Source organism: Catellicoccus marimammalium M35/04/3 (genome assembly GCF_000313915.1).
GTDB classification, from domain to species: domain Bacteria; phylum Bacillota; class Bacilli; order Lactobacillales; family Catellicoccaceae; genus Catellicoccus; species Catellicoccus marimammalium.
In genome coordinates, this window is sequence record NZ_AMYT01000016.1 from 1 (window position 1) to 18,180 (window position 18,180).

An 18,180-nucleotide genomic window follows, 5' to 3' on the forward strand; every position below is an offset into this window, starting at 1 on the left:
TAATTGGAAATAGTAAGTGATAGAATCGGGAGAGTTGTCCGAGCTGGCCGAAGGAGCATGATTGGAAATCATGTAGGCGGTGATTAACTGTCTCAAGGGTTCGAATCCCTTACTCTCCATATTAAATTGGCCCGTTGGTCAAGCGGTTAAGACACCGCCCTTTCACGGCGGTAACACGGGTTCGAATCCCGTACGGGTCATTCAAATAAAAGGTTCCGTGGTGTAGGGGTTAACATGCCTGCCTGTCACGCAGGAGATCGCGGGTTCAAATCCCGTCGGGACCGTAATACGTGGCGCGGTAGCTCAGTTGGTAGAGCAACGGATTGAAGCTCCGTGTGTCGGCAGTTCGACTCTGTCTCGCGCCATCTGGAGGAGTAGCGAAGTGGCTAAACGCGACGGACTGTAAATCCGTTCCTTCGGGTTCAGTGGTTCGAATCCACTCTCCTCCATAGTTTAGGGGTATAGTTTAAAGGTAGAACAGCGGTCTCCAAAACCGTTAGTGTGGGTTCAATTCCTGCTACCCCTGTTAAACTTTAATAAGTTTATGGCGGATGTGGCGAAGTGGTTAACGCTCCGGATTGTGGCTCCGGCATTCGAGGGTTCGATTCCCTTCATCCGCCTTTATATTTTTATTGGGGTATAGCCAAGCGGTAAGGCAAGGGACTTTGACTCCCTCATGCGTTGGTTCGAATCCAGCTACCCCAGTTTTATGGCGGCGTAGCCAAGTGGTAAGGCATGGGTCTGCAACACCCTGAGCACCGGTTCAAATCCGGTCGTCGCCTTTTTGTCGTTTAATGAAATAGGCCGGCGTGGCGGAATTGGCAGACGCGCTGGACTCAAAATCCAGTGTCCGCAAGGACGTGCCGGTTCGACCCCGGCCGCCGGTATATTGATAGAAAACTCCTAGTCTTTGAATCTTCAAAGGCTTTTTTTTATGTAAAAATAGAAGAGGAATGAAGGAAAGATGTTACAAGAAAAAATTATTCAAGAATTAAAAGTACAAAAAGAAATTGATCCTAAAGAAGAAGTAGAAAAAAGTGTACAATTCTTAATGGATTTTGCTAAAAAAAATCCATGGTTAAAAACTTTTGTTTTAGGAATTAGTGGAGGACAAGATTCGACGTTAGCAGGACGTTTGTGTCAATTAGCGGTTGAAAAGTTACGTCAAGAAACAAAAAAAGAGTATCAATTTATTGCCGTTCGTTTACCTTATGGAGTGCAAAAAGATGAAGCCGATGCACAAAAAGCATTAGACTTTATTCAAGCTGATCGCGTAATAACGATTAATATTCAATCTTCTGTAGAAGCAATGACAAAAGAATTAACAGATGCTGGATTTACAATTAGTGATTTTAATAAAGGAAATATCAAAGCTAGAGCACGTATGATTGCCCAATATGGGATTGCAGGTGCGACTCAAGGAGTAGTGGTAGGGACAGACCATGCAGCAGAAAACTTAACGGGATTCTTTACAAAATTTGGTGATGGAGGAGCTGATCTTTTACCATTATTCCGTTTGAATAAACGACAAGGAAAAGAAATGTTAAAATATTTAGGCGCTGATTCTGCTTTATATGAAAAAGTACCAACTGCCGATTTAGAGGAAGATAAACCACTATTAGCAGATGAAGAAGCTTTAGGAATTTCTTATGAAAAAATTGATGCTTACTTAGAAGGAGAATCATTGAGTAAAGAAGATGAAGCAATCATTGAGAAATGGTGGCAACGCGGAGAACATAAACGTCATTTACCAGCAACTCTATTTGATGAGTGGTGGAAATAATAAAAAGAAAGCCAAAGAGAATCATCTCTTTGGCTCTTTCTATTTATGGTAAGGTTCATTGTTATTAATACGGAAAGAACGATAAATTTGTTCGACTAAGATTAATTTCATTAATTGATGAGGATAAGTAAAAGCACCAAAAGAAATCGCTTCATTTGATCGTTTCATAACAGAATCTGATAAGCCTAAAGAGCCACCAATAACAAAAGTTAATGTACTTTTACCATGTACCTGTAATTGTTGAATTTGTTTGGCAAAACCAACGGAATCATAATTTTTTCCAAGAATGGCTAGAGCAAAAACATAATCTTTATCTTGAATATGAGATAAGATTCTTTCTCCTTCTTTTTCCTTCACTTGTTCCATTTCTTTTTCACTTAATGTTTCTGGTGCTTTTTCATCAGGAACTTCAATTAACGTTACCTTGGTATATTTTTTCAATCGTTTTGTATATTCTTCAATTCCTAATTTTAAGTATTTCTCTTTTAATTTTCCTACCGTGATAATTTTAATTTCCATTTTTTCTATCCTTTCTAAAAAAAGTTATAAAGTATTTAAATTTAAATCCAAAAACTTGAGAAAAAATTCGCTATCTTCTATTATAAAGGCAAAGTTAAAGAAAGATAAGGGATCAAATTTATGGCAAATAAAGGAAACAGTTTTATTTTAGGTATCGCTGGCGGTGTTGTTGGATGTGGAATTGTCCTTGGAGGCGTAGGATTATTTAATCATTTTGAAAGCGAAAAAGGACATAGTACTTCTGATAAGGAAACTAAAACAAGTGAAGTAAATTATGATGTCAATACAGATGTAACAAAAGTGGTTGAGAAAGTACAAGGCGCAGTAGTTTCAGTAATTAATTTACAAAAGGCTCAATCCAAAGATGATATGTCTAGCTTATTTGGCTCATTATTTGGTCAACAAGAAGAACAACAGCCTGAGCAAGATAAAAATTCAGACAAAGAATTACAAGAAGCTTCAGAAGGTAGTGGAGTTATCTATAAAAAAGATAATGGAGAAGCGTATATCGTAACAAATAATCACGTTGTAGATGGTTCAGATGCTTTACAAGTGGTATTAAACAATGGTCATAAAGTAAAGGCAAAATTAGTCGGAAAAGATGAATATTCTGATCTTGCAGTTTTAAAAATTAATGCAAAAGATGTGACTACAGTTGCGACGTTCGGTAACTCTAATAAAATCAAAGTAGGTGAACCGGCAATTGCTATTGGTTCTCCTCTAGGGTCAGATTATGCCAATACAGTGACAGAAGGAATTATCTCAGCAAAAAATCGTACCATTACGACAAAATCAGAAAATGGTGGCACGGTTAGTATTAATGCAATTCAAACCGATGCAGCCATCAACCCTGGGAACTCTGGAGGTCCATTAATTAATATGGCAGGACAAGTGATTGGGATTAATTCTATCAAAATTTCAAATTCTGATAGTATGACTTCTGTCGAAGGAATGGGCTTTGCTATTCCAAGTAATGATGTGGTTTCGATTATTAACAAATTAGAAAAAGATGGAAAAGTAGAACGTCCTGCTTTAGGAGTGACGATGCTAGATTTATCTTATGTTAGTCCGGAACAACAAAAAGAAATTTTAAAAGTTCCAGAATCTGTACAAGAAGGGGTTGTTGTAAGCTCCGTACAACCTAATTCTCCTGCCGAAAAAGCTGGATTAAAAGCATATGATGTAATTGTAAAAGTGGGAAATCATGATGTTAAAAACACCACAGATTTACAATCTACTCTATATAAATATGAAATTGGAGATACAATTCCTGTTACTTTCTACCGTCAAGATAAGAAAGAAACAGTGAAAGTAAAATTAACGATGAGTAATGCAAAATTAAAACAATCTACATTACGTGAACAAAATAGTCATCGTTAATAATAAAGGAAGGAAGAGATGAAAATGCAAAAGGTATCTTTAAATTTAGGCGCAGATAGTAAAGCATATTTGAAAGGATATTGCTTAGAGGAAAATCCAACGACTGCTCAAGTAAGTTATCCAACTGTACTTGTTGTTCCTGGTGGTGGATTTCAAAAAATTCCCTACCAAGAAATGGATCGTATCTGTTTAGCTTTCGCAAATGCCGGATATCAAGCATTTTATTTACGTTATCATTTGTTAGGTGAAATTGAAGGTGCATTGATGCCTACTCCATTGCTAGATTTAGCAGAAGCGATTCGTACATTGCGCGAAAAAGAAAAAGATTGGCATATGAATGGAGATTTAACTTTAATGGGGTTATCTATTGGTGGTTCTATTGTTAGTCTTTATAATGGTTGCTTTATGCGTGAAGAATTTTTAGAAAAAGCAAACTTAACGAAAGAACAAGCAATGCCAAATCGTATTGTTTTAGGCTATCCTGTTACCTCTTATGATAAGGATTTCCCAAAAACAGAAGAATTACAAGCTCAAATGACAACAACTCCAGCGCAACTTGATAGTAGTAAATTAGTTAATAAAGAAAGTAAACCTACTTTCCTTTGGACTACATGGGAAGATCAAGTGTTAGATTTAACTCATAGCTTAGATTATGTAAAAGCCTTAAAAGAAAATGACGTACCAGGTGAAGTACATATCTTTGATCATGGCCCACATGGATTAGGTTTAGCAGATGCACGTACTACGCTTCAAGGAGATGACCATGTAGCTCATTGGTTCTCTTTATGTCTAGAATGGATGCGTCGTAATTAACTCTTATAGATATAAAAAAAGGTTCCAGAAGTTATCTGGAACCTTTTTCTTTTAATGGAAATCAGTATCAACTTTTTTCAACGTATGCCATTTTGTCTTTTCGATAAATAGTGGAACACGTTCTGTAATTACATCACTATATTCTAGTCCATACCAACGGGCAGGAGCGACTGTGATTTTCTTGATGGCTAATTTCATTTGCATTACCCATTTATCTAAGTGATTTAAACTTGTAAACTTAGGTAACTCTTCTTGTAATAAAACGAAGGCAAAATCACCGACGTTACGGTTTTTCATAGTTGAGTATTTTTGTGGTTGGCGAGGTAACATTCCTTCTGCCATTAACTCATTAACAATTTGACGTAAGTATACGTTGACATCTTGACTGACACGGAAGCCTAAACGTAATTGAACGTTTACTACAAAATCGGTATCCATCATGTCAACCAAATATTCCATTGTGTATGGTTCATCTGTAACATACACATTAACAAACCAATAAACTTTTGCACGTTTTGGTCGTTTATCTAAGATGGAGTACATAATATCATGTCCAACTTCGTGGTGTTGTAAATTATCAGTTAAAAAGACAACGTTCGTTTGAGAAAGCGGAATACTTTCATCATCTTTTAATTCACGTAATTGTTCAATGTAATTTTCCAATGGAACGCGTTTGTAGTATTTTTGTTTTACGACATTTCCGCGAGTCCAAATCGCCATAATTCCTAAAATAATTAAGGCAATGATTACAGCAACATATCCACCATGTAAGAATTTCATCGCACTAGAGATAAAGAATACACTTTCGATTCCACCAAAGAAAATTAAGATGAAGAACGCCAAGTATTTATTAAATCCGCGATGCAATAGGTAGAAGAATAGTAAGATGGTTGTCATTAACATCGTCACCGTAATAGCTAACCCATACGCAGATTCCATATGAGCAGAAGTACGGAAGTATAAGACTAAGAAAATACAACCAATCATTAAAATATAGTTTACAGAAGGCATATACATTTGCCCTTTATTATTTGAAGGATAAGAAATCTTCAAGCGAGGCAACATTTTTAACTTAATAGCTTCTGAAACTAAGGTGTAAGATCCAGAAATCAATGCTTGAGAAGCGATAACGGCAGCTACGGTCGCAAACGCTACAGCAAACACGGTTAAACTTTTTGGTAACATACTAAAGAATGGATTTAAATCTTCCATATTTAAGTATGTAGGATTATTACGGACAGATAACATCCATGCTCCTTGACCTAAGTAGTTTAACATTAAGCAAACACAAACATAGACCCAACTTACACGAATATTTTTCTTCCCAACGTGACCTAAATCAGAGTACAAAGCTTCAGCCCCGGTTGTGGCTAGGAAAATACTACCTAAGATAAAAATTCCTAATTTATTTTCAGGACTAAACAGTAAATGAATCGCATAGTAAGGGTTAAATGCTTTCAAAACTGAAAAGTCATGAGGAATTTGTAGTAAGCCAGCAAGTCCAAGGAAAGTGAACCAACCTAACATAATAGGTCCAAAAGCTTTTCCGATAAAGGAAGTCCCAAAGCGTTGGATTAAAAATAGCACAAGAATAATCGTACAAGTAATCGCAATAATAACATTTTGGTTATCTCCAAACGCTTCATAGAAACTAGGAATTCCTTGTAACCCTTCAATCGCAGTTGTAATCGTTACAGCTGGAGTTAACATCCCATCGGCAAGTAAAGCTGCACCCCCAACCATAGCAGGAATAATCAAGAATTTACTCATCTTCTTCACTAAAACAAAAAGAGAGAAAATTCCACCTTCTCCATGGTTATCGGCATTTAAAGCAATACAGACATACTTAATCGTCGTTAATAATGTGATTGTCCAAAAGACAAGTGAGATGGAACCTAACACCATTTCTGGTTTCATTGTGGCTAAGCCGCCATTTCCTTCCATAATGGATTTCATTACATATAACGGACTGGTCCCAATATCTCCATATACGACACCCATGGTAATCAATAAACCAGCTAAGGTCACTTTGGAATGACTAATTTGACTGTTCGCATGTTGTTTATTCAATTTTATAAAGTCCTTTCTTAAGAAACATAATAGAAAAAAGAGCCCACTAGAATACTAGCTGCCCTCGTTTTATACCGTCATTGTAACATATACAAACGGAAAAATCGATAAAGATTATAACGATAAAAAATGAAGGGAAATCAAAATCTAACCTAGATTTTCCTATTAAAAATGATTATAATGTTAACTAGTATATTTCCATCATGAGGAGCGTAAAAAAGTGGAGAAAGAAAGAAAAAAACCTATTATCATTGGTGTTACTGGTGGTTCAGGAAGTGGGAAAACTACCGTTAGCCGCAAAATTTTAGATCATTTTGCTAATCATTCAGTAATGATGTTAGAACAAGATGCTTACTATAAAGATCAAAGTCATTTAACCTTTGAAGAACGTGTGAAAACAAATTATGATCATCCGTTGGCTTTTGATACAGATTTATTAATTGAACATGTAAATCAATTATTAAATTGGGAAACGATTGAAAAACCTGTTTATGATTATGTAGAGCATACTCGTAGTTCAAAAACAATCGTCCAAGAACCAAAAGAAGTTGTGATTTTAGAAGGAATCATGGTATTAGAAGATGCTCGTTTACGTGATTTAATGGATATTAAAATCTACGTAGATACAGATGATGATATTCGTATTATTCGTCGTATCAAACGTGATATGGAAGAACGTGGACGTACTTTAGATTCAGTGATTGAACAATACATTGATAATGTAAAACCAATGTATCATCAATTTATTGAACCAACAAAACGTTATGCGGATGTCATCATTCCTGAAGGTGGCTCAAACCAAGTAGCGATTGATTTATTAATCACAAAAATTGATAGCATTTTAAATCGTTAAAGCGTAAAAAGACTTTTCTGATTCATAGAAGAGTCTTTTTCCTTTTTCAAGATAGAAAAGGAGACAATGAAGATGAAAATACAGAAAAAAAATCAAACATGGGAACCTTTCCGTAAAGCAAAATTATATCAAAGTTTATGGTTAATGAGTGGAGGAGAAGATCAAGAGGAATATCCTACTCTTTGTAATGCCATTGAAGAACAAGTGGCTATAGGAAAAATTCACTCCACAAAAGAAATCGAAGATACACTGTTTGCCATGTTAGAGCCGACTCATCCCTATTGGATTATTAATGCCAAAGAAAAGAAACATAGTCAAGAAGAAGAAATCAAAAAAGTATTAGATTTAGAACAGGCAACCCAGCGACTAATCAATAAAGAAGAAGCGATTGTGAATGAAAATGCCAATAAAAATAGCACGATTTTCAATACTTTTCGTGACTTAACGGCAGGAGCTGTGAATAAAAGCTTAGGGCTTCAGCAATTACCAGATCGAGTAAGAAAATCACATATTCGAGGAAAAATTCATTTTCATGATTTAGACTATTCTCCTTTTACTCCAATGACTAACTGTTGCTTAATTGATTTTGCTTCTATGTTAAAAGAAGGATTTCAATTAGGGAATGCAAAAGTAAGTAGTCCTAACTCTATTCAAGTCGCTACTGCTCAAATTGCACAAATTATTGCGAATGTTTCTTCTTGTCAATATGGAGGATGTTCTGCAGATCGTATTGATGAAGTGTTAGCTCCTTATGCGAAAAAAAATTATGAAAAAAATATCGCAGAAGCAAAAGAGTGGCTTTCAGAAGAACAATGGGTAGCTTATGCTGAAAAGAAAACCAAAAAAGAAATCTATGACGCGATGCAAAGTTTAGAATATGAAATTAATACGTTGTTTAGTACTAATGGACAAACACCTTTTACTACTTTAGGTTTTGGTCTTGGTACGGATTGGTTTGCTCGAGAAATTCAAAAAGCAATTTTAACCATCCGAATTGAAGGATTAGGTATAGAAAAAAGAACAGCGATTTTTCCTAAATTAGTATTCACTTTGAAACGTGGTGTGAATTTGGAAAAAGAAGATCCAAACTATGACATTAAGCAATTAGCTTTAACTTGTGCAACCAAACGAATGTATCCTGATGTTTTAAGCTATGACAAGATTAAAGAGATTACAGGAAGTTTTAAAACTCCAATGGGTTGTCGTAGCTTTTTACAAGGTTGGATTGATGAAAAAGGAAAAGAAGTCAATGTAGGACGAATGAATCTTGGCGTAGTAACGATGAATTTACCAAGAATTGCCATTGAAGCACATCAAAATAAGGAAGCTTTCTTTTCTCTTTTAGAAGATCGTCTAGAAGTCGTGGGAGAAGCGTTACATTATCGTGTGGAACGTTGTAAAGAAGCAATCCCAGAAAATGCACCGATTCTTTATATGAATGGAGCTTTTGGTCAACGTCTACAAAAAGAAGACATCGTAGACCAAGTTTTTAAAAATCGAAGAGCTACGGTTTCTATTGGTTACATTGGTCTTTATGAAGTAGCGACACTATTTTATGGTCCAGAGTGGGAAAGTAATCCAGAGGCCAAAGAATTCACATTAGAAATTTTACGTAAAATGAAATCTTTTGCTGAAAAAGAAAGTGAACAATGGGGATATCATTATAGTTTATATGGTACACCAAGTGAAAGTTTAACCGATCGCTTCTGTCGTTTGGATAAGGAAAAATATGGAGAAATCCCTAACATTACAGATAAAGATTACTATACAAATAGTTTCCATTATGATGTCAGAAAAAATCCAACTCCTTTTGAAAAATTAGACTTTGAAAAGGATTATCCTTACTACTCATCAGGTGGGTTTATTCATTATTGCGAATATCCTGTGTTACAACATAATCCAAAAGCGTTAGAAGCAGTTTGGGATTATGCATATGACCGCGTGGGTTATTTAGGAACAAATACACCGATTGATCATTGCTACAAATGCGATTTTTCTGGAGATTTTGCACCAACAAAAAAAGGATTTATGTGTCCAAATTGTGGCAATACTGATCCCAATACTTGCGATGTAGTTAAAAGAACTTGTGGATATCTAGGAAATCCACAAGCTAGACCAATGGTACATGGACGACATGAAGAAATTTGTCATCGAGTAAAACATATGAAAGGTGTTTAAGAGCAGAAATGGAAGTAGGAGGGAAAGGCTATATCGCCGATTATAAGCCATTTAATTTCGTTGATGGAGAAGGGGTTCGCTGTAGTTTATATGTCAGTGGTTGTCATTTACATTGCCAAGGTTGTTTTAATGAAAGAGCTCAATCTTTTACCTATGGTTTTTTGTATTCCAAAGAGCTAGAAGAAACTATCATGCAAGACTTAGCACAACCTTATGTTCAAGGGTTAAGTTTATTGGGAGGAGAGCCTTTTTTAAACTTACAAATTTGTCTGCCGTTAGTAAGACGAATGAAAGAAGAATTGCCCCAAAAAGATCTTTGGGTCTGGACGGGATATACTTTTGAAAAGTTACAACAACATCCTTTACAAAAAGAATTACTTTCTTATGTAGATGTATTAATTGATGGTCCATATATCGAAGCACAAAAAACGTTGAATCAATCTTTTTATGGTAGTAAAAATCAACGAATGATTGATGTGCCTATTTCTTTGCGTACACAACGAATTCATCTTTGGTCCGAAGAAAAATAAAATCATTTTAGAAAAATAGTACTTTTAAAAGAAAAAGGTTTTGTTATTTTTTGATTGGCTAAGAAACTTCTTTTATTATCGTATAAAAGTAGAGTATAATAGAATAGACTGAAAAACAGTAATGGAGGAATTAATGTGAAAATCGTATTTATTTACGGTGGTAAAAGTGAAGAGCATGACATTTCACTACTATCGTCTTACTCAATGTTACAAGAATTATATTATGAATATTATAGTGTTCAACTCGTATTCATTGCACGTAATGGGCAATGGGTGAAAGGTCCTTGCTTGAATGCTGCTCCTGAATCTCAAGAACAATTAGATTTATCTTATGATGGAGCGGAAAATGATCATGGATATGAAGGGACAGTCATTCGTCCATTTGATATTTATGAGGAAGATGCCGTGATTTTCCCTCTATTACATGGACCAAATGGGGAAGATGGCACAATGCAAGGTGGCTTTGAAATTTTAGATATGCCTTATGTCGGCTGTGGTGTACTTGCTAGCGCCTGTGGAATGGATAAGATTATGACAAAATACATCTTACAACAAACAGGAATTCCACAATTGCCATTTGTTCCAATTTCTAAATTGGATTGGAAAGAAAATCCAAATCAAGTTTGTGATCGTTGTGAAGGAAGTTTGGTTTATCCAATGTTTATCAAACCAGCCAATATGGGTTCAAGTGTAGGAATTAGTAAAGCAATGACTCGTGAGGAATTGGTAGCTGGAATTACTGATGCTTTCCGCTATGACCGTCGTGTAGTAGTAGAACAAGGAATTGAAGCTCGTGAAATTGAAGTGGCGGTATTAGGAAACGAAGAAATTCGTACGACATTACCAGGAGAAATTGTTAAAACTGTAGATTTCTATGACTTTGATGCCAAATACATTAACAATGATGTGAAATTACAAATTCCAGCTGAAGTGTCAGAAGAAGTCGCAGAAGAAGCACGTAAATATGCGAAAAAAGCTTATGCTACTTTAGATGCCAGTGGATTATGCCGTTGTGATTTCTTCTTAACGAAAGAAAATAAACTTTTCTTAAATGAAGTTAACACTATGCCTGGATTTACTCCATTTAGTATGTATCCATTATTATGGAAGAATATGGGCTTATCTTATGGAGATTTAATCGAAGAATTAATTCAATTAGCTAAAAATCGCTATGCAGAAAAGAAAGCATTGATTTAAAAGAGAGGTAGGAGAACCATATGGAATTATCATTTTGGGAGATTGCTAAAGTTGTCTCAGCGAGTAATGATTATCAACAATGGGAGGACTTTGCTCTTTCTGGAATTGAATTTGATTCACGTAAAATTGAAGTAGGAAATTTATTTGTTCCCCTACCTGGAGTACGCGATGGACATCAATTTGCCAAAAGTGCTAAAGAAAAAGGGGCAGCGGCTACGTTTTGGGCGAAAACACAAAAAGAACGTCCAGATTTTCCATATTTAGAAGTAGAAGATCCAACTGTAGCTTTCCAACAATTAGCTGCTTATTATCGTCAAAAATTAAATCCAATGGTTGTTGCGATTACAGGTAGTAACGGAAAAACAACAACAAAAGATATGTGCGCTGCTGTTTTAGAACAAAAGTATAAAACATTCAAAACACAAGGAAATTATAATAATGAATATGGCTTACCTTACACTATTTTGCATATGCCAACCGATACAGAAGCATTAGTATTAGAAATGGGAATGGATGGTGCGGACCAAATTTCTCTATTAACAAAAATTGCTCAGCCAGATTTTGCAGCTATCACAATGATTGGTGAATCTCATATTGAAAATCTTGGTTCAAGAGAAGGAATTGCCAAAGCAAAATGGGAAATTGTCCAAGGATTAAAAGAGGATGGAACGATTGTGTTACCTTTTGATGAACCTTTATTACGTTCATTAGCTCAAAATATTTCTCAATCGGTATTATATTTTGGGCTAACCAAAGAAGCAGATATTTGGGGAGAAGTGGTAGCCGTTTCACAAAAAGAAACAACCTTCCTTTCTAATTTAGGTTCCACAGAAATTACCCTACCTATTATTGGGGATTATAATGTAAAAAATGCTTTGATTGCTTTAGCTATCGGCCAATTATGTGAAGTTCCTTTCTCTTTTATGGTTCAAGGGTTGGAACATTTTAAAGCTACTAAAAATCGTGCAGAATGGTTAGAAGGGAAAAATGGCTTAGAAATCTTAAGTGATGTTTATAATGCGAATCCAACAGCTATGAAAGTTATTATTGATAATTTTAGTCAGCTAGAAACACCAAAAAGAAAAGTACTCGTTTTAGGAGATATGTTAGAACTTGGCGAAGATGCACGTTTATTACATGCAAGTGTAGGAGAACATATTTTCCCAGAACAAATTGATGCTGTGTATTTATATGGTGATTTAATACAAGATTTACAAACAGCCTTAGAGAAAAAGGCAAGCTCTTGGGTACATTATTATCCATTAGATCAGAAAGAAAAATTAGTCACAGATTTACAAAAATATTGTGATTCACAAACCATGATGCTATTAAAAGCAAGTAATGGTACAAATTTATTATCTGTCGTAGAAAAATTACAAGATGAAAGATAAGGAAGAAGGAATACATTGAAATTTAAAGATTTAGGATTAGCAGAAGATATTTTAAAATCAGTAGAAAGTGTCGGTTTTGAAGAAGCAACACCAATTCAAGAACAAACCATTCCGCTTGTCTTGGCAGGAAAAGATGTCATTGGACAAGCACAGACAGGAACTGGGAAAACAGCTGCTTTTGGGTTACCAACGATTCAAAATATTGATGCCAAAAAAGAAGAAACGCAAGCATTAGTTATTGCGCCAACTCGTGAATTAGCGATTCAAACACAAGAAGAATTATATCGTTTAAGTAAAGAACGTCGCTTGAAAGTTCAGGCTGTTTACGGAGGAGCAGATATCAATCGTCAAATCCGTATTTTGAAAAAAAATCCACAAATTGTTGTAGGAACTCCAGGTCGCCTATTAGATCATATTCAACGTGGAACGCTAAAATTAAATCATGTTAAAGTTTTAGTTTTAGATGAAGCCGATGAAATGTTAAACATGGGATTTTTAGATGATATTGAAAGCATTATTAAAAGCGTTCCAAATGATCGTCAAACGTTACTTTTCTCTGCTACAATGCCAGAAGATATTAAACGAATTGGCGTTCAGTTTATGAAAAATCCAGAACACGTACAAATTAAAGCCAAAGAAATGACAGCAAGCTTGATTGATCAATACTTTATGCGTGTTAAAGAATTTGAAAAATTTGATATTTTAACTCGTTTATTAGATGTCCATACTCCAGAATTATCCATTATTTTTGGTCGTACAAAACGTCGTGTAGATGAATTAAGTCGTGCTTTAGAAAGTCGTGGTTATAAAGCAGAAGGAATTCATGGAGATTTATCACAACAAAAACGAATGGATGTTTTAAAAGCCTTTAAAAAAGGTGAACTAGACATTTTAGTAGCAACTGATGTGGCTGCACGTGGGTTAGATATTTCAGGAGTTACTCATGTTTACAACTTCGATATTCCACAAGATCCAGAAAGTTATGTTCACCGTATTGGTCGTACTGGACGTGCTGGAAAAGATGGAATGAGTGTTACTTTTGTCACTCCTAATGAAATGAGTTATTTACAAACGATTGAAAAATTAACGAAAAAACGCATGACTCCATTGAAGCCACCAACAAAAAAAGAAGCTTTTGCTGGACAAATGCAAAGTGCGATGGAAGAAATTGCACAAAAATTAGAAAATACGGATTTAGATCGTTATGTCAAACAAGCAGATCAATTATTGGAACAATATTCAGCGATTGATTTAACCGCTTTATTATTAAAAGTTGTTGCCAAAGAAGATATCAATGACATTCCGGTAAAAATCACACCAGAACGTCCTTTACCTGCTGGTAAAAAGCAACGTTCTCGTCGTCATGATCGTTATAAAGATCGTCGTCGTCACGATTACAAAGATCATCGTAAGACAAAAGAACGTAATGGAAAACCAAAAGGGAAAGGGAAAGCAAAAAATAAAAATAAAGAACGTAATTTTACCATTCGTCAAAAATAAGAAAAGCCATCTTCAAGATGGCTTTTTTGTTTTCTAATTATGAGATTTGGTATAATGAAATTATTAATAGAAAGGGGGAACTAGCATGAAATTAACTGTTCTTGGCTCAAGTGGAGCTTATCCAAGTCAAACCAATGGAACGACTTCTTTTTTACTTCAAAGTGAGGATTTCTCTTTATTAATCGATGCAGGAAGCGGCTCTTTTGTACAATTAGAAAAGAAATTAGATCCATTAAAATTAGATGCCGTTCTTTTATCTCACTATCATGGAGATCATATTGCTGATTTACAAGTATTACAATATTATCGTCAATTAAATCGAGGAGTAGAAACTCCTATTTTACCTATTTATGGAAATGATGAAGATGAATGTCATTTTAAATTACTAACAATTCCTGAAGTTTCTCAAGGCTATGCTTATCAAGAGGGAGAAAATATAAAAATTGGTCCATTTTCTATTTCCTTTATGAAAACTATTCACCCAGTTCCTTGTTTTGCTTTTCGTATTGAAGAAGTGAAAACAGGAAAAATCTTTGTCTTTACAGGAGACAGTGGCTATATGGAAAGATGGCCAGAATTTGCCAAAGATGCAGATTTATTTTTAGCAGATACTTTCTTTTATACAGGAAATGAAAAGAATGCCTTTCACTTTACTGCTAAAGAGACAGGGGAAATTGCTAAAGCTGCAAAAGTAAAACATGTGGTTGCTACTCACCTTAAAGAAGGTATGGATGAAAAACGTTTAGTAACAGAAATTGAAAATGCCAGTGACTTCCAAATGGTAGTAGATGTTGCTCATCCAAATGATAGTTACGAAATTTAAGGAGGATTCAATAATGAAAATGATTTATATTCCGAATGAAGAACATAATCCACGCTTAAACTTAGCGATGGAAACTTATTTATTAGAAGAGAAAGATTGGGATGAATCCGTTGTTTTCTTCTATATTAACTCTCCGTCAGTGATTATCGGACGTAATCAAAATACAATTGAAGAAATTAATGAAGAATATATCAAAGAACATCATATCGATGTGGTTCGCCGTATGAGTGGTGGAGGTGCAGTTTACCATGATTTTGGGAACTTAAACTTTAGTTTTATTTTACCAAGCTCTGATCACTTTATGGATTTTGAAACATTAACTGCTCCAATTGTGAAAGCAATTCGTGATTTAGGTGTAGAAGATGTTCATCTTTCAGGAAGAAATGACCTTTTAATTGGAGATCGAAAATTCTCTGGTAACGCGATGTATAAGAAAAAAAATCGTATCGTTTGTCATGGAACTCTTTTATTCAATAGTGATTTAACCGTAGTTAACGATGCATTAAAAGTAGATCCTTCTAAATTGAAAACCAAAGGAATTCGCTCAGTAAAATCTCGTGTGACAAATATTTTACCTCATTTACCAAAAAAGAAACAAAATTTAACGACAGAACAATTCCGAGATGAAATCTTGAAGTCTATTTTTGAAGTTGCTGATTTAAAAGAAATTCCAATTTATGTTTTTACCAATGAAGATTGGAAACATATTGATAAAATTGCCCAAGAATATTATGAAAATTGGGACTGGAATTATGGAGCTTCTCCTGATTTTAATACAAAATATAAACATCGTTTCCCAACAGGATCTGTCGATGTACGTTTATTAATTAAAGGAAATACAATTGAGCAAGCCCACTTCTATGGAGATTTCTTTGGTAGTGAAGATGTCGAAAAAATTGCGAAAGCATTAGAAGGATGTGCTTATTCAAAAGAAGCAATTATGGATCGTTTAGCTGATATTCCAGTAGAATTATTCTTTGGAAGTAGCGTAACAAAAGAAGAGGTAGCAGACTTAATTTTAGGAAATCTAGTAGAAAAATAACAAAAAATAATAAATGTATAAAATATAATCTTTTTCTAATCAAAATATAATTATTTTATTTATAAAAGAAACAGAATAAGATAAAAAGAAACAGAATTTATACATATAGAACAAAGTTATCATTATTTCTATGAAACAGTGATATTTTTTTGTTTGAAAGCTAAAGATGTAAATTAATGAAAAAATGAAGGTTGATGGAAGGAGATTCTGAAGTCAACCTTTCTTTTTTGAATTCGCTTATATATTGGTATTTTAATAAGAATATATAGTGATATTAATAATGATTAATATATATATTTTTGTTATTTATATATGAAAGAAATAAAGAAAGATAAGAAGTGAAAATAAGGGTTGGAAATTGCATCTAGTTTTACAAAAAAATTTTTTTTCGCTACAATAAAACTAGATTTTAAATAACTAATCGTTGAAAATGCTAAATTATAAGTTAGACATATGATGATCAAGTAAAGGAGGATTTGAGTTATGGGAGAACAACACAGTAAACAAAAATTAACATTAATTCCATTAGTATTAATGATTTTTACTTCTGTTTATGGGTTTGCAAACATTCCTCGTGCCTTTTGGCTGATGGGATATAGCTCAATTATTTTTTATGTTTTAGCAGCAATTTTATTCTTTATTCCTTACGCATTCATGCTATCAGAATTTGGTGCTGCCTTTAAAGATTCTAAAGGTGGAATTTATTCTTGGATGGCTGAATCTTATAAACCACGTTTTGCGTTTATTGGAATGTTCATGTGGTACATTTCTTACGTAATTTGGATGGTAAACGTAGGAACTTCAATTTGGGTTCCTTTATCAAATATTATTTTTGGTGAAGATAAAACACAAACTTGGAGTCTATTTGGTTTGAATAGTGTTCAAACTTTAGCGATTTTAGGAATTTTATTTGTTATTGTAGTTACTTGGATTGCGAGCCACGGAATTGAAAAAATCAAAAAATTCACTTCTGTAGGTGGTGCTGCCACAGCATTAATTAACTTAGTAGTATTAGCTTGTGGTGTAGTTATTTTAGTGAAAAATGGTCACATGGCTGAACCATTATCATTCCAAGCTTTCTTACATTCACCAAACCCTGGATATCAAAATCCATTATCTGTTTTATCATTCTTAGTATTTGCTATTTTTGCTTATGGTGGATTAGAGGTTGTCGGTGGTTTAGTAGATGAAACTGAAAAACCAGAAAAAACATTCCCGAAAGCAGTGTTATTATCTGCGATTATTATCGCTGTCGGATATTCACTATTAATCTTCATCATGGGCGCATTTACAAATTGGGACTTTGCTTTCCAAAAATTTGCTAATGGTGAAGTAACAATGGCGAACGTAGCTTATGTAGCGTTAAACAACATGGGTTACCAAATGGGATTAGCCTTTGGTGCTGCTGATCATACAGCGATGATTGTCGGTCAATGGTTTGCTCGTTATGTAGGTATTTCAATGTTCTTAGCGTTAGGTGGAGCATACTTCACAATTATCTTCTCTCCATTAAAACAATTGATTGAAGGTACACCAAAAGAATTATGGCCTGCAAAATGGAGTCAAGTAAATAAACATGGTATGCCTGTACACGCAATGAAATGGCAAGCGATTATCGTTATTGCAATTATTGCAGTAGTATCTTTCGGTGGATCAACTGCTTCTAAATTCTTTGATATTTTAGTAGCAATGACAAACGTATCAATGACGTTACCATATATGTTTATTGCCTTTACCTTCTTAGGATTCAAGAAGAAAACAGAAATCAAAAAACCATTTGAATTATACAAAAAGCCATGGCAAGCGAAATTGGCGGTGGTTGTTGTATTATTAGTTGTTGGCTTTGCGAATGCCTTTACAATTATTGAACCAGCAATTCACGGTGATATTGCGAAAACATTATTCTCTATCGCTGGTCCATTAATCTTTGGTATCATTGCGTTTGTAATGTTTACTCGTTACGAAAAGAAATATGGTAAACAAGGATAATAAATAAAGTAAAAGAGAAGTGGATTCCACTTCTCTTTTTTAATACATATATTCATACATTTCTATTTAAATGTGCTATAATGAACATATATACAAAATTATAAAATTTTAT

Annotated in this window: 14 protein-coding genes and 10 tRNA genes; 22 read left to right on the plus strand and 2 right to left on the minus strand. The window is 34.4% G+C overall.

The window, feature by feature from the left end; translation table 11 throughout:
• Positions 1 to 28 precede the first annotated feature (28 nt).
• The 11 genes from C683_RS02710 (at position 29) to nadE (ending at position 1,783) form a co-directional block, all read left to right on the plus strand.
• Positions 29 to 119: transfer RNA gene (locus C683_RS02710), tRNA-Ser, on the plus strand.
• Between the two features lie 9 nt (positions 120 to 128).
• Positions 129 to 200: transfer RNA gene (locus C683_RS02715), tRNA-Glu, on the plus strand.
• Between the two features lie 11 nt (positions 201 to 211).
• Positions 212 to 284, plus strand: a tRNA-Asp gene (locus C683_RS02720).
• Between the two features lie 8 nt (positions 285 to 292).
• Positions 293 to 365 (plus strand) — tRNA-Phe (locus tag C683_RS02725).
• A 3-nt stretch (positions 366 to 368) separates the two neighbouring features.
• Positions 369 to 449, plus strand: a tRNA-Tyr gene (locus C683_RS02730).
• Positions 450 to 455: 6 nt separating this feature from the next.
• Positions 456 to 526: transfer RNA gene (locus C683_RS02735), tRNA-Trp, on the plus strand.
• 21 nt (positions 527 to 547) lie between these two features.
• Positions 548 to 620 (plus strand) — tRNA-His (locus C683_RS02740).
• A gap of 13 nt (positions 621 to 633) precedes the next feature.
• Positions 634 to 705: transfer RNA gene (locus C683_RS02745), tRNA-Gln, on the plus strand.
• A gap of 6 nt (positions 706 to 711) precedes the next feature.
• Positions 712 to 782, plus strand: a tRNA-Cys gene (locus C683_RS02750).
• Positions 783 to 803: 21 nt separating this feature from the next.
• Positions 804 to 887, plus strand: a tRNA-Leu gene (locus C683_RS02755).
• Between the two features lie 77 nt (positions 888 to 964).
• Positions 965 to 1,783, plus strand: coding sequence for an ammonia-dependent NAD(+) synthetase (gene nadE / locus C683_RS02760; RefSeq protein WP_009489625.1), 819 nt, complete (start codon positions 965 to 967; stop codon positions 1,781 to 1,783).
• Between the two features lie 39 nt (positions 1,784 to 1,822).
• Here nadE and rlmH read toward each other — a convergent pair whose 3' ends face one another.
• Complete coding sequence (gene rlmH / locus C683_RS02765) at positions 1,823 to 2,302, minus strand: 23S rRNA (pseudouridine(1915)-N(3))-methyltransferase RlmH (RefSeq protein WP_009489627.1); 480 nt, start codon at positions 2,300 to 2,302, stop codon at positions 1,823 to 1,825.
• 120 nt (positions 2,303 to 2,422) lie between these two features.
• On the opposite strand from rlmH, the gene C683_RS02770 reads away from it, so the two are divergent.
• Both C683_RS02770 and C683_RS02775 read left to right on the plus strand, forming a co-directional pair.
• A complete protein-coding gene (locus C683_RS02770; protein WP_009489629.1) occupies positions 2,423 to 3,682 on the plus strand; it encodes a S1C family serine protease in 1,260 nt (419 codons plus the stop codon).
• 18 nt (positions 3,683 to 3,700) lie between these two features.
• The gene (locus C683_RS02775) at positions 3,701 to 4,495 is read left to right on the plus strand and encodes an alpha/beta hydrolase (RefSeq protein ID WP_051011318.1); all 795 of its coding nucleotides are present in this window, start codon (positions 3,701 to 3,703) and stop codon (positions 4,493 to 4,495) included.
• Between the two features lie 51 nt (positions 4,496 to 4,546).
• Here the strand turns inward: C683_RS02775 and C683_RS02780 are convergent, their stop codons facing one another.
• Positions 4,547 to 6,496, minus strand: a complete 1,950-nt coding sequence (locus C683_RS02780) for a KUP/HAK/KT family potassium transporter (RefSeq protein WP_051011321.1) — start codon at positions 6,494 to 6,496, stop codon at positions 4,547 to 4,549.
• A gap of 289 nt (positions 6,497 to 6,785) precedes the next feature.
• Here C683_RS02780 and udk point away from each other — a divergent pair, with 289 nt between their 5' ends.
• The 9 genes from udk (at position 6,786) to yjeM (ending at position 18,068) form a co-directional block, all read left to right on the plus strand.
• Positions 6,786 to 7,418, plus strand: a complete 633-nt coding sequence (gene udk / locus C683_RS02785; RefSeq protein ID WP_009489635.1) for a uridine kinase — start codon at positions 6,786 to 6,788, stop codon at positions 7,416 to 7,418.
• 72 nt (positions 7,419 to 7,490) lie between these two features.
• A complete protein-coding gene (gene nrdD / locus C683_RS02790) occupies positions 7,491 to 9,596 on the plus strand; it encodes an anaerobic ribonucleoside-triphosphate reductase (RefSeq protein WP_009489637.1) in 2,106 nt (701 codons plus the stop codon).
• An 8-nt stretch (positions 9,597 to 9,604) separates the two neighbouring features.
• Positions 9,605 to 10,126: an anaerobic ribonucleoside-triphosphate reductase activating protein gene (gene nrdG, locus C683_RS02795; RefSeq protein ID WP_009489639.1), complete on the plus strand. Its 522-nt coding sequence runs from the start codon at positions 9,605 to 9,607 to the stop codon at positions 10,124 to 10,126.
• 135 nt (positions 10,127 to 10,261) lie between these two features.
• Entirely contained in the window at positions 10,262 to 11,323 is a 1,062-nt protein-coding gene (locus C683_RS02800; protein ID WP_009489641.1) for a D-alanine--D-alanine ligase, read from the plus strand.
• A 20-nt stretch (positions 11,324 to 11,343) separates the two neighbouring features.
• Positions 11,344 to 12,714, plus strand: a complete 1,371-nt coding sequence (locus C683_RS02805) for a UDP-N-acetylmuramoyl-tripeptide--D-alanyl-D-alanine ligase (protein WP_009489643.1) — start codon at positions 11,344 to 11,346, stop codon at positions 12,712 to 12,714.
• 15 nt (positions 12,715 to 12,729) lie between these two features.
• Positions 12,730 to 14,214 carry a degradosome RNA helicase CshA gene (gene cshA, locus C683_RS02810; protein ID WP_009489645.1) on the plus strand — a complete coding sequence of 495 codons (1,485 nt, stop codon included), beginning with the start codon at positions 12,730 to 12,732 and terminating at the stop codon, positions 14,212 to 14,214.
• 85 nt (positions 14,215 to 14,299) lie between these two features.
• Positions 14,300 to 15,037, plus strand: a complete 738-nt coding sequence (locus C683_RS02815) for an MBL fold metallo-hydrolase (RefSeq protein ID WP_009489647.1) — start codon at positions 14,300 to 14,302, stop codon at positions 15,035 to 15,037.
• 19 nt (positions 15,038 to 15,056) lie between these two features.
• Positions 15,057 to 16,079, plus strand: a complete 1,023-nt coding sequence (gene lplA / locus C683_RS02820; protein ID WP_040388627.1) for a lipoate--protein ligase — start codon at positions 15,057 to 15,059, stop codon at positions 16,077 to 16,079.
• 483 nt (positions 16,080 to 16,562) lie between these two features.
• A complete protein-coding gene (gene yjeM, locus C683_RS02825; RefSeq protein WP_009489651.1) occupies positions 16,563 to 18,068 on the plus strand; it encodes a glutamate/gamma-aminobutyrate family transporter YjeM in 1,506 nt (501 codons plus the stop codon).
• The last annotated feature ends 112 nt before the right edge of the window (positions 18,069 to 18,180 follow it).